Annotated in this window: 23 protein-coding genes; 6 read left to right on the top strand and 17 right to left on the bottom strand. The window is 55.1% G+C overall.

The window, feature by feature from the left end; translation table 11 throughout:
- Positions 1-22 precede the first annotated feature (22 nt).
- The 3 genes from ACQKLP_RS04085 to dnaB all read right to left on the bottom strand — a co-directional run bounded on the left by ACQKLP_RS04085 (position 23) and on the right by dnaB (position 3,747).
- On the bottom strand, positions 23-730 hold the full coding sequence (locus ACQKLP_RS04085) for an RsmE family RNA methyltransferase (RefSeq protein ID WP_427320302.1): 708 nt from the start codon (positions 728-730) through the stop codon (positions 23-25).
- Positions 731-739: 9 nt separating this feature from the next.
- Positions 740-2,101, bottom strand: a complete 1,362-nt coding sequence (locus ACQKLP_RS04080) for an MATE family efflux transporter (RefSeq protein WP_427320300.1) — start codon at positions 2,099-2,101, stop codon at positions 740-742.
- A gap of 71 nt (positions 2,102-2,172) precedes the next feature.
- On the bottom strand, positions 2,173-3,747 hold the full coding sequence (dnaB, locus tag ACQKLP_RS04075; RefSeq protein WP_126244933.1) for a replicative DNA helicase: 1,575 nt from the start codon (positions 3,745-3,747) through the stop codon (positions 2,173-2,175).
- Positions 3,748-4,232: 485 nt separating this feature from the next.
- On the opposite strand from dnaB, the gene pheT reads away from it, so the two are divergent.
- Positions 4,233-6,665, top strand: a complete 2,433-nt coding sequence (gene pheT, locus ACQKLP_RS04070) for a phenylalanine--tRNA ligase subunit beta (RefSeq protein WP_427320298.1) — start codon at positions 4,233-4,235, stop codon at positions 6,663-6,665.
- Between the two features lie 3 nt (positions 6,666-6,668).
- Complete coding sequence (locus ACQKLP_RS04065) at positions 6,669-6,974, top strand: hypothetical protein (protein WP_341842763.1); 306 nt, start codon at positions 6,669-6,671, stop codon at positions 6,972-6,974.
- On the opposite strand, the gene ACQKLP_RS04060 is transcribed toward ACQKLP_RS04065, so the two are convergent.
- Positions 6,969-7,436: an RES family NAD+ phosphorylase gene (locus ACQKLP_RS04060; protein ID WP_427320295.1), complete on the bottom strand. Its 468-nt coding sequence runs from the start codon at positions 7,434-7,436 to the stop codon at positions 6,969-6,971. The two genes, ACQKLP_RS04065 and ACQKLP_RS04060, sit on opposite strands and share 6 nt — an antisense overlap.
- A 9-nt stretch (positions 7,437-7,445) precedes the next feature.
- A complete protein-coding gene (locus tag ACQKLP_RS04055) occupies positions 7,446-7,937 on the bottom strand; it encodes an antitoxin Xre/MbcA/ParS toxin-binding domain-containing protein (protein WP_427320293.1) in 492 nt (163 codons plus the stop codon).
- Positions 7,938-8,469: 532 nt separating this feature from the next.
- Between ACQKLP_RS04055 and ACQKLP_RS04050 the strand changes: the two genes are divergently transcribed.
- The 3 genes from ACQKLP_RS04050 to ACQKLP_RS04040 all read left to right on the top strand — a co-directional run bounded on the left by ACQKLP_RS04050 (position 8,470) and on the right by ACQKLP_RS04040 (position 11,265).
- Complete coding sequence (locus ACQKLP_RS04050) at positions 8,470-8,766, top strand: cell division protein ZapA (RefSeq protein ID WP_126244928.1); 297 nt, start codon at positions 8,470-8,472, stop codon at positions 8,764-8,766.
- A 167-nt stretch (positions 8,767-8,933) separates the two neighbouring features.
- Positions 8,934-10,493 carry a ribonuclease Y gene (gene rny / locus ACQKLP_RS04045; RefSeq protein ID WP_427320291.1) on the top strand — a complete coding sequence of 520 codons (1,560 nt, stop codon included), beginning with the start codon at positions 8,934-8,936 and terminating at the stop codon, positions 10,491-10,493.
- A 163-nt stretch (positions 10,494-10,656) separates the two neighbouring features.
- Entirely contained in the window at positions 10,657-11,265 is a 609-nt protein-coding gene (locus tag ACQKLP_RS04040) for a 3-keto-disaccharide hydrolase (protein ID WP_126244926.1), read from the top strand.
- A gap of 151 nt (positions 11,266-11,416) precedes the next feature.
- Here ACQKLP_RS04040 and ACQKLP_RS04035 read toward each other — a convergent pair whose 3' ends face one another.
- The 6 genes from ACQKLP_RS04035 to ACQKLP_RS04010 form a co-directional block, all read right to left on the bottom strand.
- A complete protein-coding gene (locus ACQKLP_RS04035) occupies positions 11,417-11,896 on the bottom strand; it encodes a LytR/AlgR family response regulator transcription factor (RefSeq protein ID WP_427320288.1) in 480 nt (159 codons plus the stop codon).
- A 130-nt stretch (positions 11,897-12,026) separates the two neighbouring features.
- A complete protein-coding gene (locus tag ACQKLP_RS04030) occupies positions 12,027-12,497 on the bottom strand; it encodes an RES family NAD+ phosphorylase (protein WP_427320286.1) in 471 nt (156 codons plus the stop codon).
- 17 nt (positions 12,498-12,514) lie between these two features.
- Complete coding sequence (locus ACQKLP_RS04025; protein WP_126244923.1) at positions 12,515-12,958, bottom strand: antitoxin Xre-like helix-turn-helix domain-containing protein; 444 nt, start codon at positions 12,956-12,958, stop codon at positions 12,515-12,517.
- Between the two features lie 82 nt (positions 12,959-13,040).
- Complete coding sequence (gene scpB, locus ACQKLP_RS04020; RefSeq protein WP_427320284.1) at positions 13,041-14,306, bottom strand: SMC-Scp complex subunit ScpB; 1,266 nt, start codon at positions 14,304-14,306, stop codon at positions 13,041-13,043.
- 106 nt (positions 14,307-14,412) lie between these two features.
- Positions 14,413-15,297, bottom strand: coding sequence for an ATP synthase F1 subunit gamma (gene atpG / locus ACQKLP_RS04015; protein WP_427320282.1), 885 nt, complete (start codon positions 15,295-15,297; stop codon positions 14,413-14,415).
- A gap of 124 nt (positions 15,298-15,421) precedes the next feature.
- The gene (locus ACQKLP_RS04010; RefSeq protein ID WP_427320280.1) at positions 15,422-16,003 is read right to left on the bottom strand and encodes a DJ-1/PfpI family protein; all 582 of its coding nucleotides are present in this window, start codon (positions 16,001-16,003) and stop codon (positions 15,422-15,424) included.
- A gap of 276 nt (positions 16,004-16,279) precedes the next feature.
- Between ACQKLP_RS04010 and ACQKLP_RS04005 the strand changes: the two genes are divergently transcribed.
- A complete protein-coding gene (locus ACQKLP_RS04005; protein WP_427320278.1) occupies positions 16,280-17,641 on the top strand; it encodes a 3-keto-disaccharide hydrolase in 1,362 nt (453 codons plus the stop codon).
- Positions 17,642-17,787: 146 nt separating this feature from the next.
- Here ACQKLP_RS04005 and ACQKLP_RS04000 read toward each other — a convergent pair whose 3' ends face one another.
- From ACQKLP_RS04000 to ACQKLP_RS03975, 6 genes are all read right to left on the bottom strand, one after another.
- The gene (locus ACQKLP_RS04000) at positions 17,788-19,149 is read right to left on the bottom strand and encodes an alkaline phosphatase family protein (protein ID WP_427320276.1); all 1,362 of its coding nucleotides are present in this window, start codon (positions 19,147-19,149) and stop codon (positions 17,788-17,790) included.
- 30 nt (positions 19,150-19,179) lie between these two features.
- Positions 19,180-20,385: a metabolite traffic protein EboE gene (eboE, locus tag ACQKLP_RS03995; RefSeq protein ID WP_427320274.1), complete on the bottom strand. Its 1,206-nt coding sequence runs from the start codon at positions 20,383-20,385 to the stop codon at positions 19,180-19,182.
- Between the two features lie 38 nt (positions 20,386-20,423).
- Positions 20,424-21,575, bottom strand: a complete 1,152-nt coding sequence (locus tag ACQKLP_RS03990; RefSeq protein WP_427320272.1) for a 3-dehydroquinate synthase — start codon at positions 21,573-21,575, stop codon at positions 20,424-20,426.
- A gap of 178 nt (positions 21,576-21,753) precedes the next feature.
- On the bottom strand, positions 21,754-22,662 hold the full coding sequence (gene eboC, locus ACQKLP_RS03985; RefSeq protein WP_427320270.1) for a UbiA-like protein EboC: 909 nt from the start codon (positions 22,660-22,662) through the stop codon (positions 21,754-21,756).
- Positions 22,663-22,709: 47 nt separating this feature from the next.
- Positions 22,710-23,696: a TatD family hydrolase gene (locus tag ACQKLP_RS03980; RefSeq protein WP_126244915.1), complete on the bottom strand. Its 987-nt coding sequence runs from the start codon at positions 23,694-23,696 to the stop codon at positions 22,710-22,712.
- A 59-nt stretch (positions 23,697-23,755) separates the two neighbouring features.
- On the bottom strand, positions 23,756-24,637 hold the full coding sequence (locus ACQKLP_RS03975) for an EboA domain-containing protein (protein WP_427320268.1): 882 nt from the start codon (positions 24,635-24,637) through the stop codon (positions 23,756-23,758).
- Positions 24,638-24,817: the final 180 nt, after the last annotated feature.

Raw genomic sequence — 24,817 nt, 5'->3', positions numbered from 1 at the left:
CTATGTTGATCGATGTATATCCCTATTTGTTATTCACCGCCGCCAGCAGCGTACATCCCACCAGGCCGGCAGTTTCCGTGCGCAGGCGGGTGTTGCCTAACGTTACCGGGTGATAGCCGTATTGCAGTGACAATTCCACTTCCTCCGGCGTAAAATCCCCTTCCGGCCCGATAAGCAGCAGCGCATCTTCCCCCGGCCGGGCGATCTGTAAAATGGATTTTTTCTCTCCGGGAAGACAGTGTGCGATGAAGCGCTGGCCTTCCATCGCCATCAGCGATTCGAAAGGCTGCGGGGTATGCAGTTTGGGAAGATGCCATTGCCGGGATTGCAACATCGCCGAAACGAGGATGCTTTCCAGCCTTTCCATTTTGAGGTTCTCTTTTTCGGTGCGCCGGGTAATGAGGGGGATGATTTCCGACATGCCGATTTCCGCCGCTTTTTCCAGGAACCACTCCATCCGCGACGTGTTTTTGGTGAACGCGATCCCTATGTGCAGGCGCGGCGCTGGCGCAGGAACGTGCTCCGTTCCGATAATGGCGGACACGCATTTCTTGCGGTGATCGTCTGTGATCTCGGCGGTGTATTTCCCACCGCGCCCGTCGGCCAGCAGGATGTTATCGCCTTTGGTTTTGCGCAGCACGGTCACGCAATATTTGGACGTAGGCTCATCCATCGTATAGGCGGCGGCGCCGGGCGCCATATCTCCGGCGTAAAAAACGGGCAATTCCATCCCCCAAAATTAGCTATTTCCCGCATTCCTTTCCAGCCGGCGGGTAAAGTCCTGGAACCGGAAGAACAGCAGCACCGATGCCACCACCAATCCCAGCAGCAATCCCCACCAGATCCCCTGCACGCCGAGCCCCAGCGGAAACCCGAGGAGATACCCGACCGGGAGGCCGATCACCCAGTAAGCGATCATCGTGATGACCGTAGGCACCTTCACATCGCCCAAACCCCGCAGCACGCCGAGCCCTACAACCTGCGTACCGTCGAACAGCTGGAAGAACGCCGCGATGAGCAACAATCCCGATGCCATATGCACCACTTCCGGATCGTTGATGTACATCAGCGGCAACCACCGGCTGCCCAGCACGAACACCAGCGCCGCGATCCCCATCATCACCGCCACCATATGATAGCTGGCGATGGATGAACGCCGCAGATCGGAAAAATTCCCGGCTCCGAAGTTATTGCCGCTCCGGATGCCCGCCGCGGCCGAAATCCCGCTCGCCATCATATACGTCATGGACGCGAGGTTGATGGCGATCTGGTGCGCCGCCTGCTGCGTGGAGCCCAGCCATCCGGCCATCACCACCGCCCCGCTGAACGCGCTCACTTCAAAAATATATTGCAGCGCCACCGGCGTTCCCAATCCGGCGATCTTCTTCAGCAACGATTTCGATACGTCCCGGAAATGGAAATCGCCGAGATATTCGCGGAACCGCGGCGATTTCAGCACGTACCACGCCATGGTGATGCCCATGAGCAAACGGTCGGTAAACGTGGCGATCCCCACACCGGAAATCCCCATGCGCGGCACGCCGAGCAATCCATACACGAGCGTAACGCCGATCAGGATATTGAGGACATTACCGATGATACTGATGTTCATAGCCTGGCGGGTAAAGCCCAGCCCCTCCGCGAATTGCTTGAACGTCAGGAACACCATGAGCGGGAGGTAGGAAAATGCGAGGTACCGGAGGAAGATGCGCGCTTCCGGCGCCACGGCCGCCGGTTGCCCCATCCGTTCCAGGTTTTCGGCGGTGATCAATATCCCGGCGAACATCACCAGCCCCGTAATGGCGTTGATGATGAGGCTATGCGCAAGCAACCGCCCGCAGATCTCCTGCTCGCCCCGCCCGTTCGCCTGCGCGATGAGCGGCGTGAGGCCGTAGGAAATCCCGATCCCGGCTACCATGAAAATGCTGAAGAACCCCACGCCGAGCGACACGGCCGCCAGCGAGATCTCGCCGGTATGGCCCATGATGATACTGTCGCTCAACCCTACCAGCGTATGGCCGAGCTGGGAAATCACGACGGGGTATGCCAGCTGGAAATTATCCTTATAATGATGTTTGTACTTTTCGTAAATCCGTTTCATGTTGATCCATTAAAAAAGCCGGTCCATCTTTTCAGAACGAACCGGCTTTCGATTATGTGCGATGCTTTCGTTTAGAACGGAGCATCACCGAATGCGTCGTCGTCAAAATCCATATCGTTCATCTTCGATCCTTTCTGGATGAACACTTTCGCCTCATCGAATCCGCCGGGGCCTTTACCAGGGAACCCTGCAGGGCCGCCGGGGCCGCCGATGGGCGCGGGCGGGCCGTCTACGAAACCGTCGTCTTCGAAACGCTGGAACTCCAGGATCGCGCGGAGCTTCACGGTATCGAGCTGGCCGTTACGGTGTTTCGCGATACGAACGTGGGTTTCGCCTTTGTTGGATTCGCCCATTTCATTGGTCGTGATCTCGTAGTATTCAGGACGGTAAATGAACATAACCATGTCCGCATCCTGCTCGATCGCACCCGATTCACGAAGGTCGGACAGCTGCGGCATCTTGTTGCCGTCTTTCCGTTTCTCCACGTCGCGGGAGAGCTGGGAAAGCGCCAGTACCGGCACGTGCAGCTCTTTTGCGAGGCCTTTCAGATCGCGGGAGATTTTGGAAATCTCCTGCTCACGGTTGGTATTGCGGCCGTCGTTCGGGCCAGACATCAGCTGCAGGTAGTCGATGATGATAATGCCAACGCCGTGGTTGTGCACGAGACGGCGGCATTTGGCGCGGAGCTCGAAGATGTTGAGACCGGGGGTATCGTCGATGAAGATCGGCGCTTTCGCGAGGCGCTCGATACCGTGGGTCATCAGCTTGCGCATTTCATGCTCTTCGAGCTTGCCCCGCGTGATCTTCTCCAGCCGGATCTCGGATTCGGCGGAAAGGATACGCTGAACGATCTGTCCGCTCGACATCTCCAGGCTGAATACCGCCGCGCCTTTCGCGAATTTCGGGTGGAGGGCGGCGTTTCGCGCGAGGTTGAGGGCGAACGCGGTTTTACCCACCGCAGGACGGGCAGCCAGGATAATAAGGTCGGAAGGTTGCCAGCCGTAAGTGATTTTATCGAGAGACGGGAAGCCGGAGGGGACCCCGGTGATTTCGTCGCCTTTGTTGCGGAGGTCTTCGATACGCTTGATCGTATTCACGAGGATACGGTCGATGGAGTCGTAGTTCTTGCGAAGGTGGTTATTGGTGACTTCGAAGAGCTTGGATTCCGCGGCATCGAGGAGGTCGAACACGTCGGCCGTGTCTTCATACGCTTCGGAGATGATTTCGCCGGAGATGCGGATGAGCTCGCGCTGGATGAATTTCTGCAGTACGATACGGGCGTGCGCTTCGATGTTGGCGGTGGACACCACCATGTTGGTGAGGCGGGAAACGAAGAACGGGCCGCCAACGGCTTCGAGGTCGCCGCTGGACTTGAGCTCTTCCACAACGGTGAGAATGTCTACCGGCATCGATTTACCGGCCAGGCGCTGCATGGCGGAAAAGAGCTTTTGGTGGGCATCAACGTAAAAACATTCAGCTTTCAGGATCTCAATTACGGTATCGAAGGCTCCTTTTTCCAGCATCAGTGCACCCAGTACAGCTTCTTCCAGCTCCTTGGCCTGGGGGGGCACTTTTCCATACACCATCGTCGACAGGTCCACACCGGGCTTGCGGCGTGTATTTCGGTCTTTCTTCGTGAGATCCATTATATGTGCAATACGTTAAGAAAGTTAAAAAAATGGTTACTGAACGAGGCCGGACATAGGTTTTCTACAATTCCGCATGCTTTCCATTCACCCATCTTTAACAAATTGTAAAATTTTTATTAGCCAGGGAAACTAAGGTAACGGACTTTATCCATTTCCCTCCCGCACAACGGAATTATATTTGTTCGACACAATTCCACCGCTATCCGCACACTTCCAGGGCAGTTATCCACCGTTTTGCACTATCTTATCCACAAAATCAGCAAACAACACACCGCAAATGTCCGACAATTCACAATAAGTGTGAATAAAGATTTTTCCACATTTTCTTGCGCAAAATTCCGCCTTCCCGTACGGGAGATTTGTTAACTTTACGCGGCGCGACCTGCACCCGTAAACGGAGGCAACATCGCCACAAAATATTGATTGACAATAAATTAAATCGATCCGGCGGAAGCCGGACAGCATAATACAAGGAGCATCCAATGACAATTTCGTACAACTGGTTATGTGATTATTTGCCGGTAAAGCCCGCACCGGAGGAACTTTCCGTGATTTTGACCGGCGTAGGCCTGGAAGTGGAAAGCCTGGAACGTTTTGAAAGCGTGAAAGGGAGTCTCGAAGGACTGGTAATCGGGGAAGTGCTGACCGTAGAAAAGCACCCCAACGCCGACAAGCTCCGTCTCACCACCGTGAACATCGGCAACGGCGCGCCCCTCGCCATCGTGTGCGGCGCTCCCAACGTAGCCGCCGGCCAGAAAGTGGTTGTTGCCCCCGTTGGCACCACCATCTATCCCGCCACCGGCGAGCCCCTCACCATGAAAAAAGCCAAAATCCGCGGAGAAGACAGCTTCGGCATGATCTGCGCGGAAGATGAAATAGGCCTCGGCGCCAGCCACGACGGCATCCTCGTCCTCGACGCCGCCCTCACGCCCGGCACCCCGGCCAGCGAAGTTTTCCATCCTTACCAGGACTGGGTATACGAAATCGGCCTCACCCCCAACCATATGGACGCCATGAGCCATATGGGCGTGGCCCGCGACGTGTGCGCGTTCCTCAACAACCGTGAGAACACGCAGGTTTACCAGCTTCGCAAACCCGGCATCAACGCCGCCGCCAAAGCAGAAAAACCGCTTCCCATAGCCGTGGAAGTGAAAAATACCGAAGCCTGCCCGCGTTACTGCGGCCAGTCGATCACCGGCGTAAAAGTTGGTCCTTCGCCCGCCTGGATGCAGCATCGCCTGCTCGCCATCGGCGTTCGGCCTATCAATAATATCGTGGATATCACCAACTACGTGCTCCACGAAACCGGCCAACCCCTCCACGCGTTCGACGCTTCGCAGATCAAAGGCGGCAAAGTGATCGTGGAAAACCTCCCGGCCGGCACGCCCTTCCTGTCGCTCGACGGTAAGGAACGCAAGCTGGATGCCGGCGACCTCATGATCTGTGACGGGGAAGACAACGGCATGTGCATCGCCGGTGTGTTCGGCGGCCTGAACTCCGGCGTGAAAGACGGGACCACACAGATCTTCCTCGAAAGCGCGTATTTCGACGCTACCAGCATCCGGAAAACGTCGATGCGCCACGGTCTGCGGACCGATGCGGCCATCCGTTTCGAAAAAGGGCTCGATATATCCCTCGCGCCTTTCGCGCTGGAAAGAGCCGTAGCCCTCATCAGCGAACTGGCGCACGGCGCGGCGGCATCCGACGTGACCGACATCTACCCCTCACCGAAGCAGCCCTGGCAGATCGACGTTACGTATGATTACATCCGCACCCTCAGCGGCCATCAATATCCCGAAGCGCAGATCAAGAACATCCTTTGCAGCCTCGGGTTCACGATCCACGAGGAAAACGAAGGGCGCCTCCGCGTGGCGGCTCCCCTCCATAAACCCGATATCACCATCCCGGCCGATATCGTGGAGGAAGTAATGCGGATCGACGGGCTGGACAATATCCCCATCCCCGCGCTCGTATCCATGGCCCCCTCCGTTCAGGCGCAGCCCGACAAGGAACGCGTGAAGGAAAGGATCGCGGATTACCTCGCCGGGAACGGGTTTTCGGAGATTTTCACCAACTCCATCACCAACAGTCAATATTACAAACACCTCGACGCGGATTCGCTGGTGAAAATGCTCAACAGCCTCAGCGCCGACCTGGACGTGCTGCGCCCGTCCATGCTGGAAACCGGCCTGGAGCGCATCGCCCATAACCTGAACCGCCGGAACGAAGACCTGCTGTTCTTCGAATTCGGTAAAACCTACCGGCAGGAAGCCGTGGGGCAATATCCCGAGAAAGCCCATCTCTGCCTGTACCTCACCGGCCGCAAACAGCCCGAAAACTGGATGCATAAAGAAAAACCGGTGGATTTCTACGACCTGAAGGCTTACATCGGCAACATCCTCCAGATGCTGGGCATCACCGCTCCGCAGATGACGGCCAACACCGTTCATGGCCTCCAGCCTTCGTTCGAGATCACTTCCGGCGGCAAAACCATTGCCGTGGCCGGAAGCGTGGCGCCCGCGCAGCTGAAAGCCTTCGACATCAAGCAACCCGTTTGGTACGCAGATTTTAACTGGGACGTGATCCTGACCCTGCTGCCTACCAAAGACGCGTTCTACGAAGAGATCCCGAAATTCCCGGCCGTTCGCCGCGACCTGGCGCTGGTGCTCGACAAAAACGTGCCCTTCGCCGCCGTGGAAACCGCCGCAAGGTCCGTGAAAACGAATCTTTTGCAACAAATCAACCTGTTCGACGTTTTTGAGAGTGACAAGCTGGGCGCCGGCAAAAAGTCGTACGCCGTGAGCTTCACTTTCCAGGACAAGCAGAAAACCCTGACCGACCAGGATACCGACGCACTTGTGAACAAACTCGTAAAAGCCTTCGAAACCCAGTTACAGGCGGAGATCCGCAAATAAACCATGGAGATCGAACAGTACATACAAAGCATTGAGGACAAGCTGCAGCAGCTGTTCCGTAAACTGCAACAGGCGCAGGCGGATAACGTCACGCTCCGGGACCAGTTGAAAGCACAGCAGGAAGAGCTGCTGCAGCAGCAGTCCACCATCACCTCCCTCGACGAAAAGCTCAAGCTTTCCAAAATCGCTACCGCTACGCAGGGGAACGGGCTTTCGGAAGACGAAGACGCCTTCCGGAGGGAAGTCCGCGGGAAGATCAACGACTACATCCGTGAGATCGACCGGTGCATCGCCCTGTTGAATTCATGAGAAAATCCTGGCCTGCCGGGTTTGCCCGGGCTGCCTGATGGCGGGGTAATAGTCGAGCACGCGGATTTGTTTGGCCAGGGGATGGGTGATATTGATGACGTAGATCCATTCCCGGTGAAGCGAAATGGAAGGAAAAGCGAGCAGGAGCTTTTTGGTTTTCCGGAGCCGGGCGGTACCAAAATCCCGCGCCACGAGCCGTACCCTCACATCGTCCCATCCGTCGGGCAATTCCTCTTCCGGAAAATATTCGATGCTGCCGTCGGGCACATCCAGCACGATGATCTTGGCGTCTTTGGGGATCATGCGAAAACGTTTCACCATCTCCTTTTCCAGCAGGCATTGGGAAGATTGTCCAACGGCATACCTGCAGGGCACTCCGGCATGATTCCAATAGCCGGCGTAATTTACACGGCGCAGCAGATCGACTGAACCGGCGCTCCGGTTCAACATAAATAAGGTCATATCTTCTGTTTAAAGGATAAACGCATCTATCCGGTACAGCGCATTCTTCACCTCTTCGATACCCGCGAGGGTATCCATCACTTCCAACGGGGTTTTATCCCCGAACTCCCGAGAAGGATCGCGCAGCCACGCGTGAAACCCTTCCCTGCTTCCAAAAACGTTGTACCCAACACTGAACACATCGGCGATGAAGATCAACCGGTCGCTGATGCCACGGTTCATCCGCTCTTTTCCCTTCTTGAGATGCAGTGAGCGATTGGTGACCGCGAGCAAGACGCTCAACGTGTCGTAATCCAACCCGAAAATCTCTTTTAACCGCGTGAGCTGGTCTTTCGAAACGCCCGACCTGACCATCTCGATCTTCCGGCCAAAAGGGAACGACCTCAGCTCCACCACATCAGCGTAGCTTTGCAGCACCATATGTTCTTCCTGTGCATGCTGTACCGGGACTTCCGACTTCCGCGGCCTGCCCCGGCGCCCTTTCCCATGCAAATTATCCATTCGAAGATAGGTTTAATTTCCCAAAAAATGTTGATATTCGTAAACCACACAGAACAAGTTCAATTTCCATGAAACTATGAATATCAATGTGATATTAGATGTTTCATGGCCGATCTGCTGTGCAGTTTCATCAAACATTATAATGATAAAGCCCGAGTGAAACTTTTTTCAGCGCGTAATTTTCCACTTTTTTTATCAACATGTGGATAGCTGAAACCAGCCACCATGAACCGTTTCACGAAAATTAACGCATAACTTCATTTTCGAACGGGCGATGGGAAAGTTGCATTCACTGCATTATAAAACTATCTTCGAATTCGTTGAAACCTTTTACCATAAATGGTTTCAGCATATCACAAAACGACTTTCATTTACATGGAATGCACACATTTTTAGCTTACGCGCCACCGCACGCCAACGCGCAACCCTCTTCAAAACCGCCACCACGAATGGTTTCACCACACAAATAGCATATCTTCATTTTTGAATGGTTAATCCGTTCATTTGTTACATTTGTATAAAGACCATCAACATGGAACCGCAACTGATACCCGTTAATATAGTCGTAGCAGACCGCACCTACAGGATAAAAATCCGGAAAGACGAAGAAGAGGACGTAAGAAGGGTGATGAAGGAAGTGAACGAAAAGATCGTCGAGTTCAAGGCTGCCTACGCCGGCAAAGACATCCAGGACTACATCGCCATGGCGCTCATCATGTACGCCACCCACCCGGCCACCATCGGCGGGAAGGCCCAGGCCAATATCGCCCCGTTCTTAAGGGAGAAACTGCAACATCTTGACAATCTGCTGGATGAACAGCTGAAATGACGGGAACCGCCACCCCGCCCGTTCGCAAATAACTCATTATCACGCCCCATGATGCGTTCCTGACAATTTTTACTTATTTTCGCGGGTCGGCTGGGCCGTTTGGAAAAAACGGGCCTTAGTCGTATTTTGATATACCTAAACAATACTTTTATTAAACAAAACAGAATATGGACATAATGGTGATAGTAGCCGGCGTTGTCGCCCTGGCTATTGGAATAATACTAGGAAAACTGATTTTCGCGAAAAACACCCAGATAAAGATCCAGGAAGCAGAAGAAAAAGCCAACCGAATCATCGAAGAAGGAAAACTGAATGCAGAGAATATCAAGAAAGATAAATTACTCGAAGCCAAGGAGAAATACATTCAGATGAAGTCGGAGCATGAGAAAGAAGTCATGCAGCGCAACCAGAAGATCGCAGAATCCGAAAACCGCATCAAACAGAAAGAGCAGAGCCTGAACCAGAAGAACGAGAACTTAACGAAGCAGGTAACGGAAAATGAAGCGATCAAGGAAAATCTCGCCCGCCAGATCGAGCTCGTGAACATCAAACGCTCCGAACTGGAAAAGCACCAGGAAGAGCATATCCGCCGTCTCGAAAAAGTAGCCGGCCTCACCGCGGAAGAAGCCCGCAACCAGCTCGTGGAATCCCTGAAGGAAGAAGCCCGCACCCAGGCCCTCAGCCACATCCAGGAAATCATCGAAGACGCCAAGACGAAAGCCAACAAGGAAGCCAAGAAGATCATCATACAATCGATCCAGCGCACCGCGGCCGAACAAACCATCGAAAACGCCATCACCGTTTTCAACCTCGAAAGCGATGAGATCAAAGGCCAGATCATCGGCCGCGAAGGCCGTAACATCCGCGCCATCGAAGCCGCTACCGGTGTAGACCTGATCGTGGACGACACCCCGGAAGCCATCGTGCTCTCCTCCTTCGACCCGCTCCGCCGCGAAATCGCCCGCCTTTCCCTCCAGCGCCTCGTGCAGGACGGCCGTATCCACCCCGCCCGTATCGAGGAAGTGGTAGAGAAAACCAAACGCCAGCTGGAAGAACAGGTAATGGAAATCGGCGAGCGCACCGTGATCGAGCTCGGTATCCACGGTCTCCACAAAGAACTCGTTCGTATGGTCGGCAAGATGCGTTTCCGCTCTTCCTACGGCCAGAACCTCCTCATGCACTCCAAAGAGACCGCTAACCTTTGCGCCGTAATGGCCGCAGAACTGGGCCTCAATCCCAAACTCGCCAAACGCGCCGGTCTCCTCCACGATATCGGTAAAGTTCCGGATGAAGAATCCGAACTGAGCCACGCCCTCCTCGGCGCCAAGCTCGCCGAGAAATACGGCGAACATCCCGCCATCGTGAACGCCATCGGCGCTCACCACGACGAGATGGAAATGAGCTACGTGATCTCCCCCATCGTACAGGCCTGCGACGCCATCTCCGGCGCCCGCCCCGGTGCACGCCGCGAGATCATGCAGAGCTACCTCCAGCGTATCAAAGACCTCGAAAACCTGGCCATGAGCTACGACGGCGTTGAAAAAGCCTACGCCATCCAGGCCGGCCGCGAACTGCGCGTGATCGTGGAAAGCGAAAAAGTGACCGACAACGACGCAGACCGCCTCAGCTTCGAGATCGCCAACAAGATCCAGAACGACATGCAGTATCCCGGCCAGATTAAAGTGACCGTAATCCGCGAGCGCCGCGCCGTAAACGTAGCCCGCTAATACCGCAAGTCTTACAATACTCTCAAAAGGCCGCCTTCCCGGGCGGCCTTTTCATTTCCGTTCCCCCCTCCACCCAAATCGGCATTTCCCCACCCGCCATTTCCCGGGGTACTTCTTAAACTTTTTTAATTATCTTACCCGTCCACAAAAAAACTACAGGAGCATGAAAACAAAATTGATGACGCTGGCTGCCATCGCCCTCCTTTCCGCCGGAACGGCTTTCGGGCAGAAAGCCCAGAAACTCTTCAACGGGAAGAACCTCGACGGCTGGAAGATCCATGGCACGGAAAAATGGTATGTAGAAAAAGGGGAACTGATCTGCGAAAGCGGCCCGGATAAAGAATACGGATATCTCGCCACCGATAAAACTTTCAAAGACTTCGAACTGACCGTGGAATTCAAACAGGAAGCCAACGGCAACAGCGGCGTCTTCTTCCACTCCTCCCTCGAAGGCACCAAAATCGCAGGATGGCAGGCCGAAGTAGCGCCTCCCGGCCAGCACAGCGGCGGCATCTACGAATCTTACGGCCGCGGCTGGCTCATCCAGCCCGCAGCTGAAAAAGACAAAGCGCTGAAAATGGGCGAATGGAACACGATGAAGATCGTAGTGAAAGGGAACCAGGTAACCACCTGGCTGAACGGCACGGAAATGATCACACTGAACGACGAAAAGATCGGCGCCAAATCCGGCCAGATCGCCCTGCAGATCCACTCCGGCGGCGGCATCAAGGTGCGCTGGAAAAACATCAAGGTGAAAGAACTGAAGAGCTGATCAGCTTTCGGAACGATAGAAAAGCGGTCCCGGCAAATGCCTGGACCGCTTTTTTTATGGGGCGTTATGCAGTGGATGTCTGGATATGAAAATTGCTGCTACGGCCGGGGTTATTGCCGTCATCAAACGTTACATCCATCGGTGGTGGCTATTATTCGCCCAGCCATTTGCGGAAATCCGGGGCGCGCAGGCGAGACACGATGATGTCTTCCTCCAACGCGGGCTTCACCTGCACTTTCAGCTTGCCGTTGAACCAGGCCTGTACTTTCAGGATACTGCGGTAATGCACGATACACTGGCGGTTGAGGCGGAAAAAGTCGTGCGGATCGAGCTCATTGGCAATGTCGTCCAGACTTTTGTCGATAAAGTGGTCCGTATTCTGATGGGTGCGGATGCAGGCCATCCGGTCGCGGATATAAAAGAACGCGATGTCCTGGATGGCTACGGAAATGAGGCGGGTGCCGCTGCGAACGAGGTATCGCTGAACGGTTTGCGTGGTGCGCAGGCCGGATAGCAGCATATCGATCTGGCTGTTGAACTGCAATATCTCCACATCGGGGTCAATGGTGGAGATCATGTCTTTCAGCTTCTGCGCTGCGATGGTTTCGGTTTCGTTGATGAGAATCTTCATGATGGGAACATTTAAAAGCATGGATTGTCCCCAAATGTAGCAAGTGCATCCTGAGCAGCACGAACAAATCGATGAAGTGCATGAATCGGCGATGAAATGACCGTAGCGGCGATGAAATTGCCGACGGGCGTTAGTGCGGATATTTCTTCAGGATGTCTTCGATGCGCTCGTCGGGCACGAGCTCGGTGGTCTCGATCAGCCGGATGCGGCGGAAATCGGGATGGAGGGTGTGGAGCACGTAATTGGAAGATTCGGGCAAGACGGCGGAAGGCACCTTCAGGACGGGCGTTTTCCCTTCATCGAACCATTTGTTGCCCAGGGGCTGGCAGTGGCTGTAATCTTTGAAATCGCGCCATTTAGCGTGCAGCTGTCCGGGTTGGATGGTGGTGATTTCCAGGCCGTCGGGCACTTCGATGATCATGATCTTGAAATCCTGGTTGAAGCCCACGCCCTGGCGGCGGATCATGTTTTCCAGGAAAGCGAGGGAAATGGATTCGGCACAATAAATGACCTTGCGGCCGGCGCCGTTCCAGCGGCCCTTGATGCCGGAGGCATAGAGTTCCTGGCTGTATTGTTTATGGGTGATGCGGAATACCAGCATGTAAAAGGGTAGGATAGTTAAACGGGGTAACCTTCGGCGAGTTTGTCGAGCTCCTCGGAGATAATATCTACGCCGCCGGGGGTTACCAGCCAGTCGATCGGTGTTTCGCGGGCGCCCCAGAACGGTTTTTTCAACCAGTAACTGAATTCGTCGACGGTGCCGAAGATGGTTTCGCCTTTTTCATAAAGGGCGATGAGTTTGAGCAGGTGCTCGCTATAGATGGGTTCCAGCACTTTTTGCTGTTCCTTGTAATTGCTGATGGTGCGGGCAGACAGGTTGATGATGCCTGCCAGTTCTTTTTCCGGCATTTTGATGGTTTCCGCGAAGTCGTAGAACACTTTGGTTTTCACGCCTTTGTGCGCGGAGGTTACCAGCCTGTAGAGGTTCCCCAGTTCCAGGCCCATGAACCGGTGCAAGACGGAGTACTTTTCCTTTTGTAATGCGATGGCTGTGGCAGGCATACGTCAATCATTTGTTCCTTACAAAGGTAGGAATTTTTTCCGTTTAAGAATAGAAATATTTCAACTTCCAAATGACTGATTATCAATTACGATCATCTTTCCCTTCTTCATCCTCCTCTTCATCTTCTTCATCATTCAGGCGATCGTCGGCGTCTTCGAATTCCTGTTCTTCGTCGTCGGCCTTTTCGGCATCGTCGCCGTCGTAGGGATCGTCTTCGTAGGGAACAGTGCCGGCAGTTTCGTCGTCATCGCCTTCATTTTCCTCATCATCTTCCTCATCATCTTCTTCGTCATCATCCTCATCGTCATCCTCATCTTCTTCATCTTCATCCTCGTCGTCGTCAGATTCCTCGCTGTCTTTACGGTCGCCGAGCATGGCTTCGATTTTGCCGTCTTCGTCGAGCTCGTCTTCTCCGGCATCATCATCATTATCATCAACTTCGTCTTCGTCCGGCTTCGCTTCGCCTTCATTGTTGCCGAGCATGGCTTCGATTTCGCCGTCTTCGTCGAGCTCGTCTTCATCATCTTCCCCGCTGTCGGCCATTTCAGGGTCGCCGCCGGCGCTGTTGCCGGAAGCGTGGGGATCGTCTTGATCGTCTTGATCGTCGCCGTTACCGCCATCGCCCGAAGATGCTTCGGGGGCATTTTCTTCGGAGGGCTCGTCGTCCATGACAACGGTGGTGGTTTCCGTGAGCTCGCCGGTTTCGGTGACTACGAAATGTCCGTCTGGCAAGGTTTCTTCGTCCACTTCCAGGTTATCGGCCGCTTCGAGGGTGAGCTGCGTGGGCGGCACGAAATCTTCTTCGAATACTTCCTTGAGCTTGGGCAGATCTGCGGGCGAATTGAGCCCGAAATAGTCCATAAACGCTTTGGAAGTGGAATACAGCAGTGGTTTTCCGGGCAATTCTTCGGAACGGCCGGAGATGATGATCAGTTCTTTTTCCAGCAGTTTGGTGATGGAATAATCGGTGCTGACGCCGCGGATATGTTCGATTTCCCCTTTGGAAATGGGTTGTTTATAGGCGATAATGGCGAGGGTTTCCAGTGCAGCGGTGGAGAGCCGTTTGAGGAATTTCTCGCCGTTGAGTTGCGCAACGGTTTGATAGTAGTCCCTTTTGGTGAGGAACTGGTATCCGCCACCGCTCTGGCGAACGCTGAACGAGTAAAACTCGGAGCTGTATTTTTCCTGGATGGCCTCAATGGCAGCTTCTACCTGCTCGGGCGTGGCGCGGTCTTCGAGGAAGGCCAGCGCGTTGTTGAGCAGCTCCAGGATGTCGGCGGCAGGCAGGGGCCGGTCGGCTGCAAAGATCAGGGCTTCGACATGCGGAATGAGCTGAGAGATCTCCATGGGAAATGCGGTTTAGGTCAAATAAAAATGTCAAAGGCCGAAAATAAGACCTTTGACATTCTTTATAAAATATAAAAAAGTGGCTGTGGATGAATTGTTGAAAACATCATCCCATCAGTGCTGCGGCACCAGACACGATCTCGGTGAGCTCGGTGGTGATGGCGGCCTGGCGAGCACGGTTGTATTCGATCTTCAGGCTGCGGAGCAGTTCGCCGGCGTTATCGGTAGCCTTGTCCATCGCGGTCATCCGCGCGCCATGCTCGGAAGCGTGGGCGTCGAGGACGGCTTTGAAGAACTGGGTGTTGAGGATTTTGGGCATCAGTTCGGCTACGAGCACGTCTTTCTCGGGTTCGTAAATGAAATCTGCCTTGCGGCCTTTGTTCCCTTCGTTTTCCACCTTGGCGATGGGGAGGAACTGTTCCAGTTTAAAGCGTTGGGTGGCGGCGTTCTTGAATTCGCTGTAGATGATGTCTACCGCATCGTATTCGCCTTTCACGAAACCATCGAGCGCAACGGCAGCAGCGGCTTTCACGGCATCGAAGCTGAGGTGGCTGAAGAGGTTCCAGAAGCTTTCGTTCACTTTGTAGCCGTTCTTGGTGAAATGTTCCCAGGCTTTTTTGCCGATGGGGAGCACTTCCACGTGGCCTTTGGCGAACTGGGCGGCGTACTTTTCGCGGATGGTTTGCTTGGCCAGCTTGATTAGGTTGGAGTTATACGCTCCGCAAAGCCCGCGGTCGGAGGAGATTACCACGATGAGGACTTTTTCCACCTGGCGGTTGGCAGCGAGTGCCATATCGAAGTCTCCCTCGGTATTGCTGACGATGTTTTGCAGCATTTCCTGCAGTTTCTCGGCGTAGGGGCGCATCTGGAGGATGGCGTCCTGCGCGCGGCGCAGCTTGGCAGCACTCACCATTTTCATGGCTTTGGTGATCTGCTGGGTAGACTGGATGGATTTAATACGGTTGCGAACTTCTTTAAGCTGTCCAGACATATATTATAAAATATTTATAAAAAAGGGCATCCGCCCCCTTATTTTGGGCGCAAAGGTAAGTAAAGGCGGGATCATTCGGAAATCCCCCCGCCGATATTTCTCCTGATTCTGGTCAGGTTTCCCGTCAGGGCTCGATCCGGGTGCCGAGGACTTTCAGGAAAGCCGCCATCCACTGGGGGTGAGCGGGCCAGGCGGGGGCGGTTACCAGGTTGCCGTCGGTCACCGCTTCGTAGACGTTCACCGATTCATAGGTGCCGCCGGCCATGGTTACTTCGGGCTCCACGGCCGGGTAGGCCGTCAATTTCTTCCCGCGCACCACATCCGCCGCCGTAAGTATCTGGATACCATGGCAAACGGCCGCGATCGGCTTACCGGCCTTCGCGAAATGCTGTACCATGTCGATCACCTTTTTATTCAGCCGCAGGTACTCCGGCGCGCGCCCGCCCGCCAGCACGAGGGCGTCGTACTCCGCCGGGTTAATGTCCGCGAAAGAAGCGTTCAGCACGAAATAATGCCCCGGCTTCTCGCTGTACGTCTGCTGCCCCTCAAAATCATGGATCGCCGTGATCACCTTGTCGCCGGCCGATTTGTCCGGGCACACCGCATGCACGTCGTGCCCCACCATCTGGAGCATCTGGAACGGCACCATCGTCTCGTAATCTTCTGCATAGTCCCCCGTAAGGAACACGATCTTCTTACTTGCCATGTCTCATTTTTTTAGCTGGTTATAAAGATAAGGTATTATATTGTCCCCCGGAATCCATGCCCTGTCCCTTGCCATAGGATGGAATAAACATTTTGCAACCGATTGTAATTTTGCGGCAAAATGGCTATCTTGGCTTCGCCGGGCGGCGTAAAACCGAGCCTGGGCGCAATGTCACGGGCAGCAGGCGCAAACAATGGTCAACTTACAACAAGAAAAGCGGGGTCGCAAACAGCCCGAATTGTCTACGGCCGCTTTTACTGATACAAAACACAATCGATGAAAAAGCACCTCCTTCTGGGCTGCGGGGTTTTGCTCATGTCTGTTTCCTATGCGCAGACGGCCAAATGGCAGAACCTGTTCAACGGCAAAGACCTGAAAGGCTGGAAACAGCTCAACGGCAAAGCGATTTATGAAGTAAAGAACGGCGAGATCGTGGGTACCACGGTGCTCAGCGAACCTAATTCCTTCCTGGCAACGGAAAAGGATTACGGCGATTTTATTTTCGAAGTAGAGTACAAGCTGGAAAAGGATTTCAATTCGGGCATCCAGTTCCGCTCCCAGAGCAAGGCCGACTATCAGAACGGCCGGGTATTCGGTTACCAGATGGAAGTAGACCCCTCTCCCCGCAGATGGAGCGGCGGCGTGTACGAAGAAGGCCGCAGGGGCTGGCTGTATCCCCTCGATCTGAACCCCGGCGCCCAGAACGCTTACAAGGCGGGCGACTGGAATAAATACAGAATTGAATGTCGTGGCTCCGAAATCCGTACCTTTATCAACGGAGTATCGGCCGCCCACGTTATCGACAGTGAACTTCCCTCCGGGTTCATTGCCCTGCAGGTCCACGGAATTGGCAAAAAAGCCGAAGATGCAGGCAAGAAGATCCGCTGGCGCAATATCCGCATCATGGAGAACCCTGCCGCATCGCAGTTTTCGAAGTATGATGACGTGTACGTGGTGAACAACATTCCCAACAACATCTCCGAACAGGAGAAACTGCAGGGCGTTCGCCTGCTGTGGGACGGGTCCAGCACCAAAGGCTGGCGCGGTGCCTACAAATCCGAATTCCCGGCGAAAGGTTGGGAAATCAAGGATGGCATCCTCAGCGTACAACCGTCTGACGGCGGCGAATCCACCAACGGCGGCGATATCGTGACCGAAGAGGAATTCGCGGCGTTCGACCTTGAATTCGATTTTAAACTAACGCCGGGGGCCAACAGCGGCGTGAAGTATTTTGTGACGGAATCCGAAAACAACAAAGGCTCCGCCATCGGTCTGGAATACCAGGTGCTGGACGACGATCAGCATCCCGATGCCAAACTGGGCGCAGCCGGCAACCGCAAAGTGGGTTCGCTGTACGATCTCATTCCGGCCTACAAGATGACCAACTCCCATCGCAAGGTCGGAGAATGGAACCACGGCCGCGTGGTAGTGTATCCGGACAACCGCGTAGAGCACTGGATGAACGGCCATAAAGTCGTGAGCTATACCCGTGGCGACAATATCTACAAAGCCCTCGTGGCGCGTAGCAAGTATGAGAAATATCCGAACTTCGGGCTCGCAGAAAAAGGCCGCATCCTGATCCAGGACCACGGCAATAACGTGAGCTTCAAAAGTATCAAGATAAAGAGTTTGAAGTAGTCAGCGACTATTTCATTGTTCACTGTTTTTCAAACCGACATCCCTGATTCTTCGGGATGTCTTTTTTTTTGCCCCATAAAAAAAGCCGGTTTGGAAACCGGCTGATTGAGTATGATTTTAAAACCGAATGGACCGGTCTTCAGTAATTACCCGATATGCTCCAGGATGATATCCCTCACATCCGTGGCCTGCACTGATTGCGGGACGGGCCTCGAGGTCAGGAGCACCGCATGATCCTTCACATCTTCCGCCAGCCTGCCGTGCGAGCCCTTGATCAGCGTGGCATCCAGGGGGATGACGTTCATGAGGTACCGGAATCCCAGTTTCTTTTTCAGCACTTTACCGATCACTTTCAGCTTCACCAGCGGGTCTGCCGGATCGAGGAACATTTCCACCGGGTCGTATCCCGGCTTGCGGTGGATCTCCACCAACCGCGCGAAGTCGGGCGCCTTCGCATCGTCGAGCCAGTAATAGTAAGTGAACCAGCTGTCTTTGTCGGCCACCAGCACCAGGTCGCCGCAGCGTTCGTGGTGCATGTTGTGCGCGCGGATCCCGTCGCGGTCGAGCACCTGTCCCACCCCGGGCAACTGCTCCACCAGGTCGCGCACCTTTTTGGTCACGCTCCGGTCGTTGATGTAAATATGCGCGATCTGGTGATCGGCAACGGCGAACGCCTTGGAAGCGCCCGCGTCCAGCAACTCCGTCCCCCGTTCCACACGAACATCGATCAGCCCATGCTCACGCAGCAGGCGGTTGATATGCACCGGGCGGTTGACGTTGGTGATGCCGTATTCGGAAAGTATGATCACCTCCGCTTTCTGTTGTTCGTAATATTCGACGAGCTGCTTCACCACAGCATCGATAGCGCGCAGCTCCGGCCCGATCTTCGTATAGTCGTGCCCGAATTTCTGCAGGCAATAGTCGAGATGGGGAAGATAGATCAGCGTGAGATCGGGATGGTGCCAGCGGTCTGTGAGGATAGACGCGTCGGCGATCCATTGCGAGGATTTGATGTTGGCCCCGGGCCCCCAGAACTGGAAGAGCGGAAAAGTGCCCAGCTCCTGCTGCAGCCGGTCTCTCAGACCGGCCGGGTACGCATAGCAATCGGGCATCTTCCGCCCGTCGGAAAGGTACTGCGGGCGCGGCGTTACGGAGAAATCGGCGGTGGAGTACATGTTGTACCACCAGAACATCTTGGAACAGGTGAGCCCGGGATGTTTCCGGCGGGCGGTTTCCCAGACTTTTTCCCCGTGAACGAGTTTATTGGATTGTTTCCAGAATTTGATCTCACTGTCTGTCCGGTCGTACCAGCCATTCCCGACGATGCCGGTTTCGCTGGGCCAGGCCCCGGTAAGGTAGGTCGACTGCACGGCGGTGGTAACGGCGGGCAGCATGGGCCGGATGGACGACTGGTGGTTTTTCTTCGCCCAGGCGCTCAGGAAGGGCGTGTGCTCCCCGATGAGGGCGCCCGACAATCCTACGATATCCAGCACTACGGTTTTTCTCATATTCTTGGCTTCTCTGATTGCGTATCTGATCTAAATGTCCAGCTGTTTCATCACCCATTTCAGTTCCCGGGAGATGGATGCGCCCATTTCCTGCTTCAGGCCGGCTGGCAACACTTCCCAGGTATAGGTTTCCACTTCGAGATGTGTGGTGAAGGGTTTGGATTGCTGGCGCGAAAGCACGCGAACGATATCGTCGCGCGTGGAGCTGAGGGCGCCGAATTCGCCGGTGAATACGGGCACATGGAAGTGCGCGCGCCATTCCTCCACATCTTCGCGTCCTGCTTCCGCGAGGGCTTCCGGCAGATCGGGATAATGGATTTTATCGCCGTCGCTTTTCCGGGCGATCACCTGGTGGAGGTATACCGCTTCATTGAACTGCCGGAAAGCGGCCACCACATTTTCCCTGTCGCCTTTTGGCAGCAAGGCTTTCAGCGCGGCGCTGATCTGAATCTTCCCGACTTTCAAACCGAAAAACTGCATGCGTTCCAGCACTACCTGCGGGTCTTCGTAAGACACGGCAAAGTGGCAAACGTCGTAGCAAAGCTGCACGTGCCGTTTGATGGCGAGTGTGGCTTCTTCTTCGCTGAAACCGAACTTTTCGGTGAACAGCATCACGCCGGCGGGCAGGAGGTATTGGAAGTACCAGTCCAGGTACTCTTTCGAATTTTCCAGGAGGCCGTCGGGCTCGGGCTCAATGTCGAGATGCAGCAACGGCCCCCCGTTCTGATGCACCTGGATGAGCTGTTCCACGACGAGCAGCATATTGAAAGTGGCGCCTTCGGTCACGGATTTCCTTTCTTCTTCACAACGGTGCCAGAACTTGTAAGACAGCGGTGAAGTGGAGATGCCGCCTTCCATCCCTTCCGGCAGCAAAGCGGCCAGAATGCGGAACAGGCGGGCGGTGTAAGCGGCGCGTTCGGCGGTGGACCAATCGGGCGTATGCACCTGGTCTTTCACGCGTTCGTGATGGAATCCGCCGAAGGGGAAACCGTTCATGGTAAAAACGTAGCAGTCGTTTTCCTGCAGCCATTGTTGGAATTCCTCCAGCGCGGGCGCTTTCGACAGTTCGAGGCTGGCGAGGTTACTGAGCCGCAGCCCGATGCCGAAAGGCTTGCCGGGGCTCACTTCGGCTTTCACGGCGGGGATGAACCGGCGCAGTTGCCCGAAATGATCTGGCCAGCTTTCGCCGGAGTGAATATTGGTGCAATAGGTCAGATGCCCGAATGGTGTTTCCATGTTGTTTATTGTTGACGGGGCCGTTTACGGTTGCGCTGCTACCATTTGTCGCGCAGCATGTTCACGGCTTTGCGGAGGTTGTTGACGTCGATGGAATGCACTTCCTTACCTTTGCCGATGGCTTCGAGGAGGGAAATGGTGAGCCTGCCGCCGAGGTGCTCGCGAAATTCCTGCAGGCCGGCCACGATGGGCGCTTCGTCGTCTTCGATCTCCAGCAGCGGATGATAAAGCGGCAGGCGCAGGGCTTTCAGCAGCTGGATGATGCGTTCCAGGCTTTCGGGGTCCAGCAGACCGGTGAGCCAGGAATACACGCTGTCCAGCGCGATGCCGATAGACACGGCTTCGCCGTGGCGCAGTTCGAAATCGGTGAGCTGTTCGAGCTTGTGCGCGCTCCAGTGGCCGAAATCCAGCGGACGGGAAGAGCCGCTTTCGAACGGATCGCCACCGCCGCCGATATGTTGCATATGCAGTTCCGCACAGCGGTGAATAAGGTAATTGAGGGCTGCCGGCTCCGCTTCGGTGAGTTGTGCGGCGTTCGCTTCCATCCAGTCGAAGAAGGCGGCGTCTTTGATGAGCGCCACTTTCACCGCTTCCACCATACCGCTGCGCCAGTCGCGCTCATCGAGCGTGGTAAGGAAATGCGCATCGTTGAAAACGGCCGCGGGCGGGGCGAAAGTGCCGAGGAAGTTCTTTTTGCCGTGATAGTTGATGCCGTTTTTCACGCCCACGCCGGAATCGTTTTGGGAGAGCACGGTGGTGGGAATGCGGATAAGTTTAACGCCACGGTGGCTCACGCCGGCTACATACCCTACGAGGTCGAGCACGGATCCGCCGCCGATGGCTACGATATAGGAATGACGGTCGATGGCATGCTGGTCTACCGCGTTCACGAGCCAGTGGAACAGCTGGAGATCGTTTTTGGAAGCTTCGCCTCCCGGTACCACGATCACGTCTTCCACCAGTTCGAACCCTTCGATATCGGCGCAATAGGCCGTGATCTGCTCCTGCAGGTAATCGTGCCGGCTGGAAACGCCATCGTCTACAATGAAAAGTAATTTCTTACGAAAGCCTTTCTCTGCACGGGTTTCGAGGAATTGTGCGAAAACCCGGTTGTCTGTACTGAACAGGTGCTCCGTGAAAAAAACCTTATACTCGAACGCAACACTGAATGATTGTTGAATAAACGCCATAGCAAAAGTTCCTGAAGTCCCGGTGTTTGCGGGACGGTTTAAAACGGTTAAAAGTACGAAAACGGGACTACCGGAACAACAATAAAATGGCGGATGTGAAAGGGGGACGGATGAACGGGGGAAACGGCGGGAACCTCCGCAATCCCGTGGGTGCGCCATGGCTGATAATAGCCGTGGATCAGGTAACTGCGAAGAGTTTACCGAGGAAGATGGACAGCGGGAGGAAGGCGAGCACGGCCAGGCCGTAGGGGGAGCCGGCGAAGGCGGCCGTCCAGGCGGCGTTCATGGCGATAAGGCCCAGTACGCCCCATTTGACGGACTTCCCGATGTTGGGCCCGGTGGGCTCTTTCATCGCTTTGAGGAGCGGTTTATAAATGAGCCAGGCGAAGAAAGCGAGGAACAGGGGGACGGTGAGCCACTGGCCGGTCATGTAACTGAAAAAGCCGATGACCCCGATCACGAGCGCGTAGGTGACCGCCGCGCGCATGAGCGGTGTTTTTGTGCCGCCGTGCACTTCATCCCGCGAGATCATCGTTACGGCCGCGATGTACGCTACCGGCACAACGGCGATCCACCAGAGAAAATCTCCCTGGAGGGAAACGAGGTAAACGCTCATCCCGAGCGAGAGGTTCAGGCCGCGGCAAACGCCCATCAGCAAGGGGCCGAGCACGGAATGATGTTTTGCCCATTTATCGTAAACGAGGGCCGAAACGGCGGTCAGCACCGCGATCCAGCCGGAAAAACTACTGACGGTGAAAGCGGCGAGGATCCCTACCACGAGGAGGTACCCGCCCAGCACGCTGGCTTCGGTGATGGAGATGACGCCGCTGGGGATAGGCCTTTCCGGGCGTTCCACCTTATCGAGTTTCGCATCGAACACGTCGTTGAAAACCACGCCCCCGCCATACAGCCCGATGGTGGCGATCACGAGGCATCCCAGTTGGAGGATGGATTGCAGATCGTTCAGCCCATGTTCAAAAAAGCCTACGATGGCCGCGCCGGCAATGATGTCGGTAATGGCGGTCAGGATATTGGCCGGCCGCATAAGCCGGAGGTAGCCCAGCAGTTTGCTAAGGATATAGTTCACGCTTTTCCCAGGTTTTCAATACGATACGATAAAATTCGGTCGGTTTCTTATCGTATGATCGTGGATTGTTTGTTTGGTCTTGGCTGCTGACCGCCTCTCAAAACGGTGCTGCCATTGAATTTCAGGCTTTGGTCGATTTCCGCGGGCCTTTCGAAATCCGCTACGTTGATCTGGCCGCTCTGCGCGAAAGCCGTGATGGCGTTGCGATAGGTGACCATTTCGATATCTTCTTTGGATATGCCCCTTTCGAGCATGAGCGCCGCGGTTTTCGGAACGGCCAGCGGGTCGCTGATGCCCCAGTCTGCCGCGGAATTCACCATGATGCGCTCCGTACCGTACTGTTTCACGATGTCTACCATCCGCTCGTTGCCCATTTTGGTGAACGGGTAGATGGTGAAGGCCGCCCAGAAACCACGGTCCAGCACTTCTTTCACGGTTTCTTCGTTGTTGTGGTCAACGATCACCATGCCGGGATCGAGCCCCATTTCGATGGCGATGTCCATGCTGCGGGTGGTGCCCTGTTTTTTATCGCGGTGCGGTGTATGGATCTGCACGGGCAGCCCGGCTTCTTTGGCGAGCTGCAGCTGTGCGCGGTAATATTTTTCTTCCAGCGCGGTCTGATCGTCGAACCCGATCTCGCCCACGCCTACAACGCCTTCCTTGTAAATGAACAGCGGGAGGATTTCCATCACCTGTTCGCTGAGTTTTTCGTTGTTGGCTTCTTTGGAATTAAGGCCGATGGTGCAGTAATGTTTGATGCCGAACTGGGAGGAGCGGAAGCGTTCCCATCCGATCAGACTGCTGAAATAATCGCGGAAGGTATCGATACCGGTCCGCGGTTGCCCGAGCCAGAAGGCCGGTTCTATGATGGCGACCACGCCGGCATCGGCCATGGCCTGGTAATCGTCTGTGGTCCGCGAGGTCATATGAACGTGCGGGTCGAAGAACCGCATGCCTTTGATGGCATCGAGGAAGGCCGGGTCATATGATTGCGGGACTAAATCCTTTTCCGTCAGCTGAGCATTACAACACATATAAGTACGAATTACGATTGCGATTAAATTAATAAAACGGGCGTTACCGGGCGTAACACCTAATAACCATTTACACGGGCGGCAACGGTGTCCCAGGTCAATTGCTGCTGCTGTATTTCCGCAGCCATATCGGCGCGGGTTTCGAGCAGTTGCCTGGCCGGCGCGTAGGTTGACAGGTGGCAAGCCAGTGCGGCGGCTTCGCGTTCGGCGTGCACTTCTGAGAACCAGGCGCGTTCGAGGTCTTCGAAGTTATCTTTATCGATGAACGGGCCAACGAGGCGCCAGAGCATGGGCGGAACGGGGCGTGCGGCGGCGCGGCGCTCGCGGGAGAAATCGCGCAGGATGCGGGCCAGTTCCGGGTTTGCACGTTGGTCGAGGCCGGTTATGAGATGAACGGGTTTGTCGGTGAAGAAGGCTTTCATGACGAGCTGGTTCCATGCGGGCTCGTCTAGATACTGCGCCGGGTAAGGGTTGCGGACCATGATGGCTTCGAGTACGGAGCCGATGTTGGAGCGGATGCCTTCGGCGGTGCGGAGTTTCCAGGCCTCCGGGAAAGCGAGGAACGGGAGGGCGCCGTAGAGGGCGGTGAGCTCGTACATTTCCCCGGCGAGGAAGAGGTTTTCGACGGCCTGCACGTAGGCGGCCTGGTCGGTAACCGGCAATTGCAGGAGCCACCAGGTGCGGAAAAGGCGATCGGCGGTGTAACCGTCTACCGAGCGGGGCAGCAGGGCTTCGCGTGCGGCGGGAGGCACGGAAATTTCGTCGCGCCCCAGGAACCTGGGGGCGGCGGTGAATGCGATATTGAAAGTTTGAAGAGTGCCCTTCGTTTGCCAGGCTTCCAGTTGGCCGGCTATCCATTGCTTACCCTTTTCGGGGACCTGCTGTTGAATGATCTCTGCTAAAACTGCGGCTGTACCCGGTGCTTCGTATGCGTATCCCATGCAGCTAAAATAAATAATAATCGGTGTTCCTGCTGCTGATTGTGATCAGCGATGCCCATGACCAAAAATAAAAGAGAGGCAACTAGTGCCTCTCCTTCCGCCATTCTAAAACCTGATTAGTAACCAGGATATTCTTCAGGGGTGGTGCCCCAATATTTTTGTCAGGGTTAGCAGGAAAAA

It is taken from the genome of Chitinophaga sp. NPDC101104 (assembly GCF_050277495.1).
Taxonomy (GTDB): Bacteria; Bacteroidota; Bacteroidia; order Chitinophagales; family Chitinophagaceae; genus Chitinophaga.
The sequence above is the reverse complement of the archived record's forward strand: the minus strand, read 5'-3'. Positions and strand labels throughout refer to the sequence as shown.

Excerpts from the sequence above, each read along its gene's own strand:
- ACQKLP_RS04085 (WP_427320302.1), bottom strand. The coding sequence starts at position 730 with ATGGAATTGCCCGTTTTTTACGCCGGAGATATGGCGCCCGGCGCCGCC.
- ACQKLP_RS04080 (WP_427320300.1), bottom strand. The coding sequence starts at position 2,101 with ATGAAACGGATTTACGAAAAGTACAAACATCATTATAAGGATAATTTC.
- dnaB (WP_126244933.1), bottom strand. The coding sequence starts at position 3,747 with ATGGATCTCACGAAGAAAGACCGAAATACACGCCGCAAGCCCGGTGTG.
- pheT (WP_427320298.1), top strand. The coding sequence starts at position 4,233 with ATGACAATTTCGTACAACTGGTTATGTGATTATTTGCCGGTAAAGCCC.
- ACQKLP_RS04065 (WP_341842763.1), top strand. The coding sequence starts at position 6,669 with ATGGAGATCGAACAGTACATACAAAGCATTGAGGACAAGCTGCAGCAG.
- ACQKLP_RS04060 (WP_427320295.1), bottom strand. The coding sequence starts at position 7,436 with ATGACCTTATTTATGTTGAACCGGAGCGCCGGTTCAGTCGATCTGCTG.
- ACQKLP_RS04055 (WP_427320293.1), bottom strand. The coding sequence starts at position 7,937 with ATGGATAATTTGCATGGGAAAGGGCGCCGGGGCAGGCCGCGGAAGTCG.
- ACQKLP_RS04050 (WP_126244928.1), top strand. The coding sequence starts at position 8,470 with ATGGAACCGCAACTGATACCCGTTAATATAGTCGTAGCAGACCGCACC.
- rny (WP_427320291.1), top strand. The coding sequence starts at position 8,934 with ATGGACATAATGGTGATAGTAGCCGGCGTTGTCGCCCTGGCTATTGGA.
- ACQKLP_RS04040 (WP_126244926.1), top strand. The coding sequence starts at position 10,657 with ATGAAAACAAAATTGATGACGCTGGCTGCCATCGCCCTCCTTTCCGCC.
- ACQKLP_RS04035 (WP_427320288.1), bottom strand. The coding sequence starts at position 11,896 with ATGAAGATTCTCATCAACGAAACCGAAACCATCGCAGCGCAGAAGCTG.
- ACQKLP_RS04030 (WP_427320286.1), bottom strand. The coding sequence starts at position 12,497 with ATGCTGGTATTCCGCATCACCCATAAACAATACAGCCAGGAACTCTAT.
- ACQKLP_RS04025 (WP_126244923.1), bottom strand. The coding sequence starts at position 12,958 with ATGCCTGCCACAGCCATCGCATTACAAAAGGAAAAGTACTCCGTCTTG.
- scpB (WP_427320284.1), bottom strand. The coding sequence starts at position 14,306 with ATGGAGATCTCTCAGCTCATTCCGCATGTCGAAGCCCTGATCTTTGCA.
- atpG (WP_427320282.1), bottom strand. The coding sequence starts at position 15,297 with ATGTCTGGACAGCTTAAAGAAGTTCGCAACCGTATTAAATCCATCCAG.
- ACQKLP_RS04010 (WP_427320280.1), bottom strand. The coding sequence starts at position 16,003 with ATGGCAAGTAAGAAGATCGTGTTCCTTACGGGGGACTATGCAGAAGAT.
- ACQKLP_RS04005 (WP_427320278.1), top strand. The coding sequence starts at position 16,280 with ATGAAAAAGCACCTCCTTCTGGGCTGCGGGGTTTTGCTCATGTCTGTT.
- ACQKLP_RS04000 (WP_427320276.1), bottom strand. The coding sequence starts at position 19,149 with ATGAGAAAAACCGTAGTGCTGGATATCGTAGGATTGTCGGGCGCCCTC.
- eboE (WP_427320274.1), bottom strand. The coding sequence starts at position 20,385 with ATGGAAACACCATTCGGGCATCTGACCTATTGCACCAATATTCACTCC.
- ACQKLP_RS03990 (WP_427320272.1), bottom strand. The coding sequence starts at position 21,575 with ATGGCGTTTATTCAACAATCATTCAGTGTTGCGTTCGAGTATAAGGTT.
- ACQKLP_RS03980 (WP_126244915.1), bottom strand. The coding sequence starts at position 23,696 with ATGTGTTGTAATGCTCAGCTGACGGAAAAGGATTTAGTCCCGCAATCA.
- ACQKLP_RS03975 (WP_427320268.1), bottom strand. The coding sequence starts at position 24,637 with ATGGGATACGCATACGAAGCACCGGGTACAGCCGCAGTTTTAGCAGAG.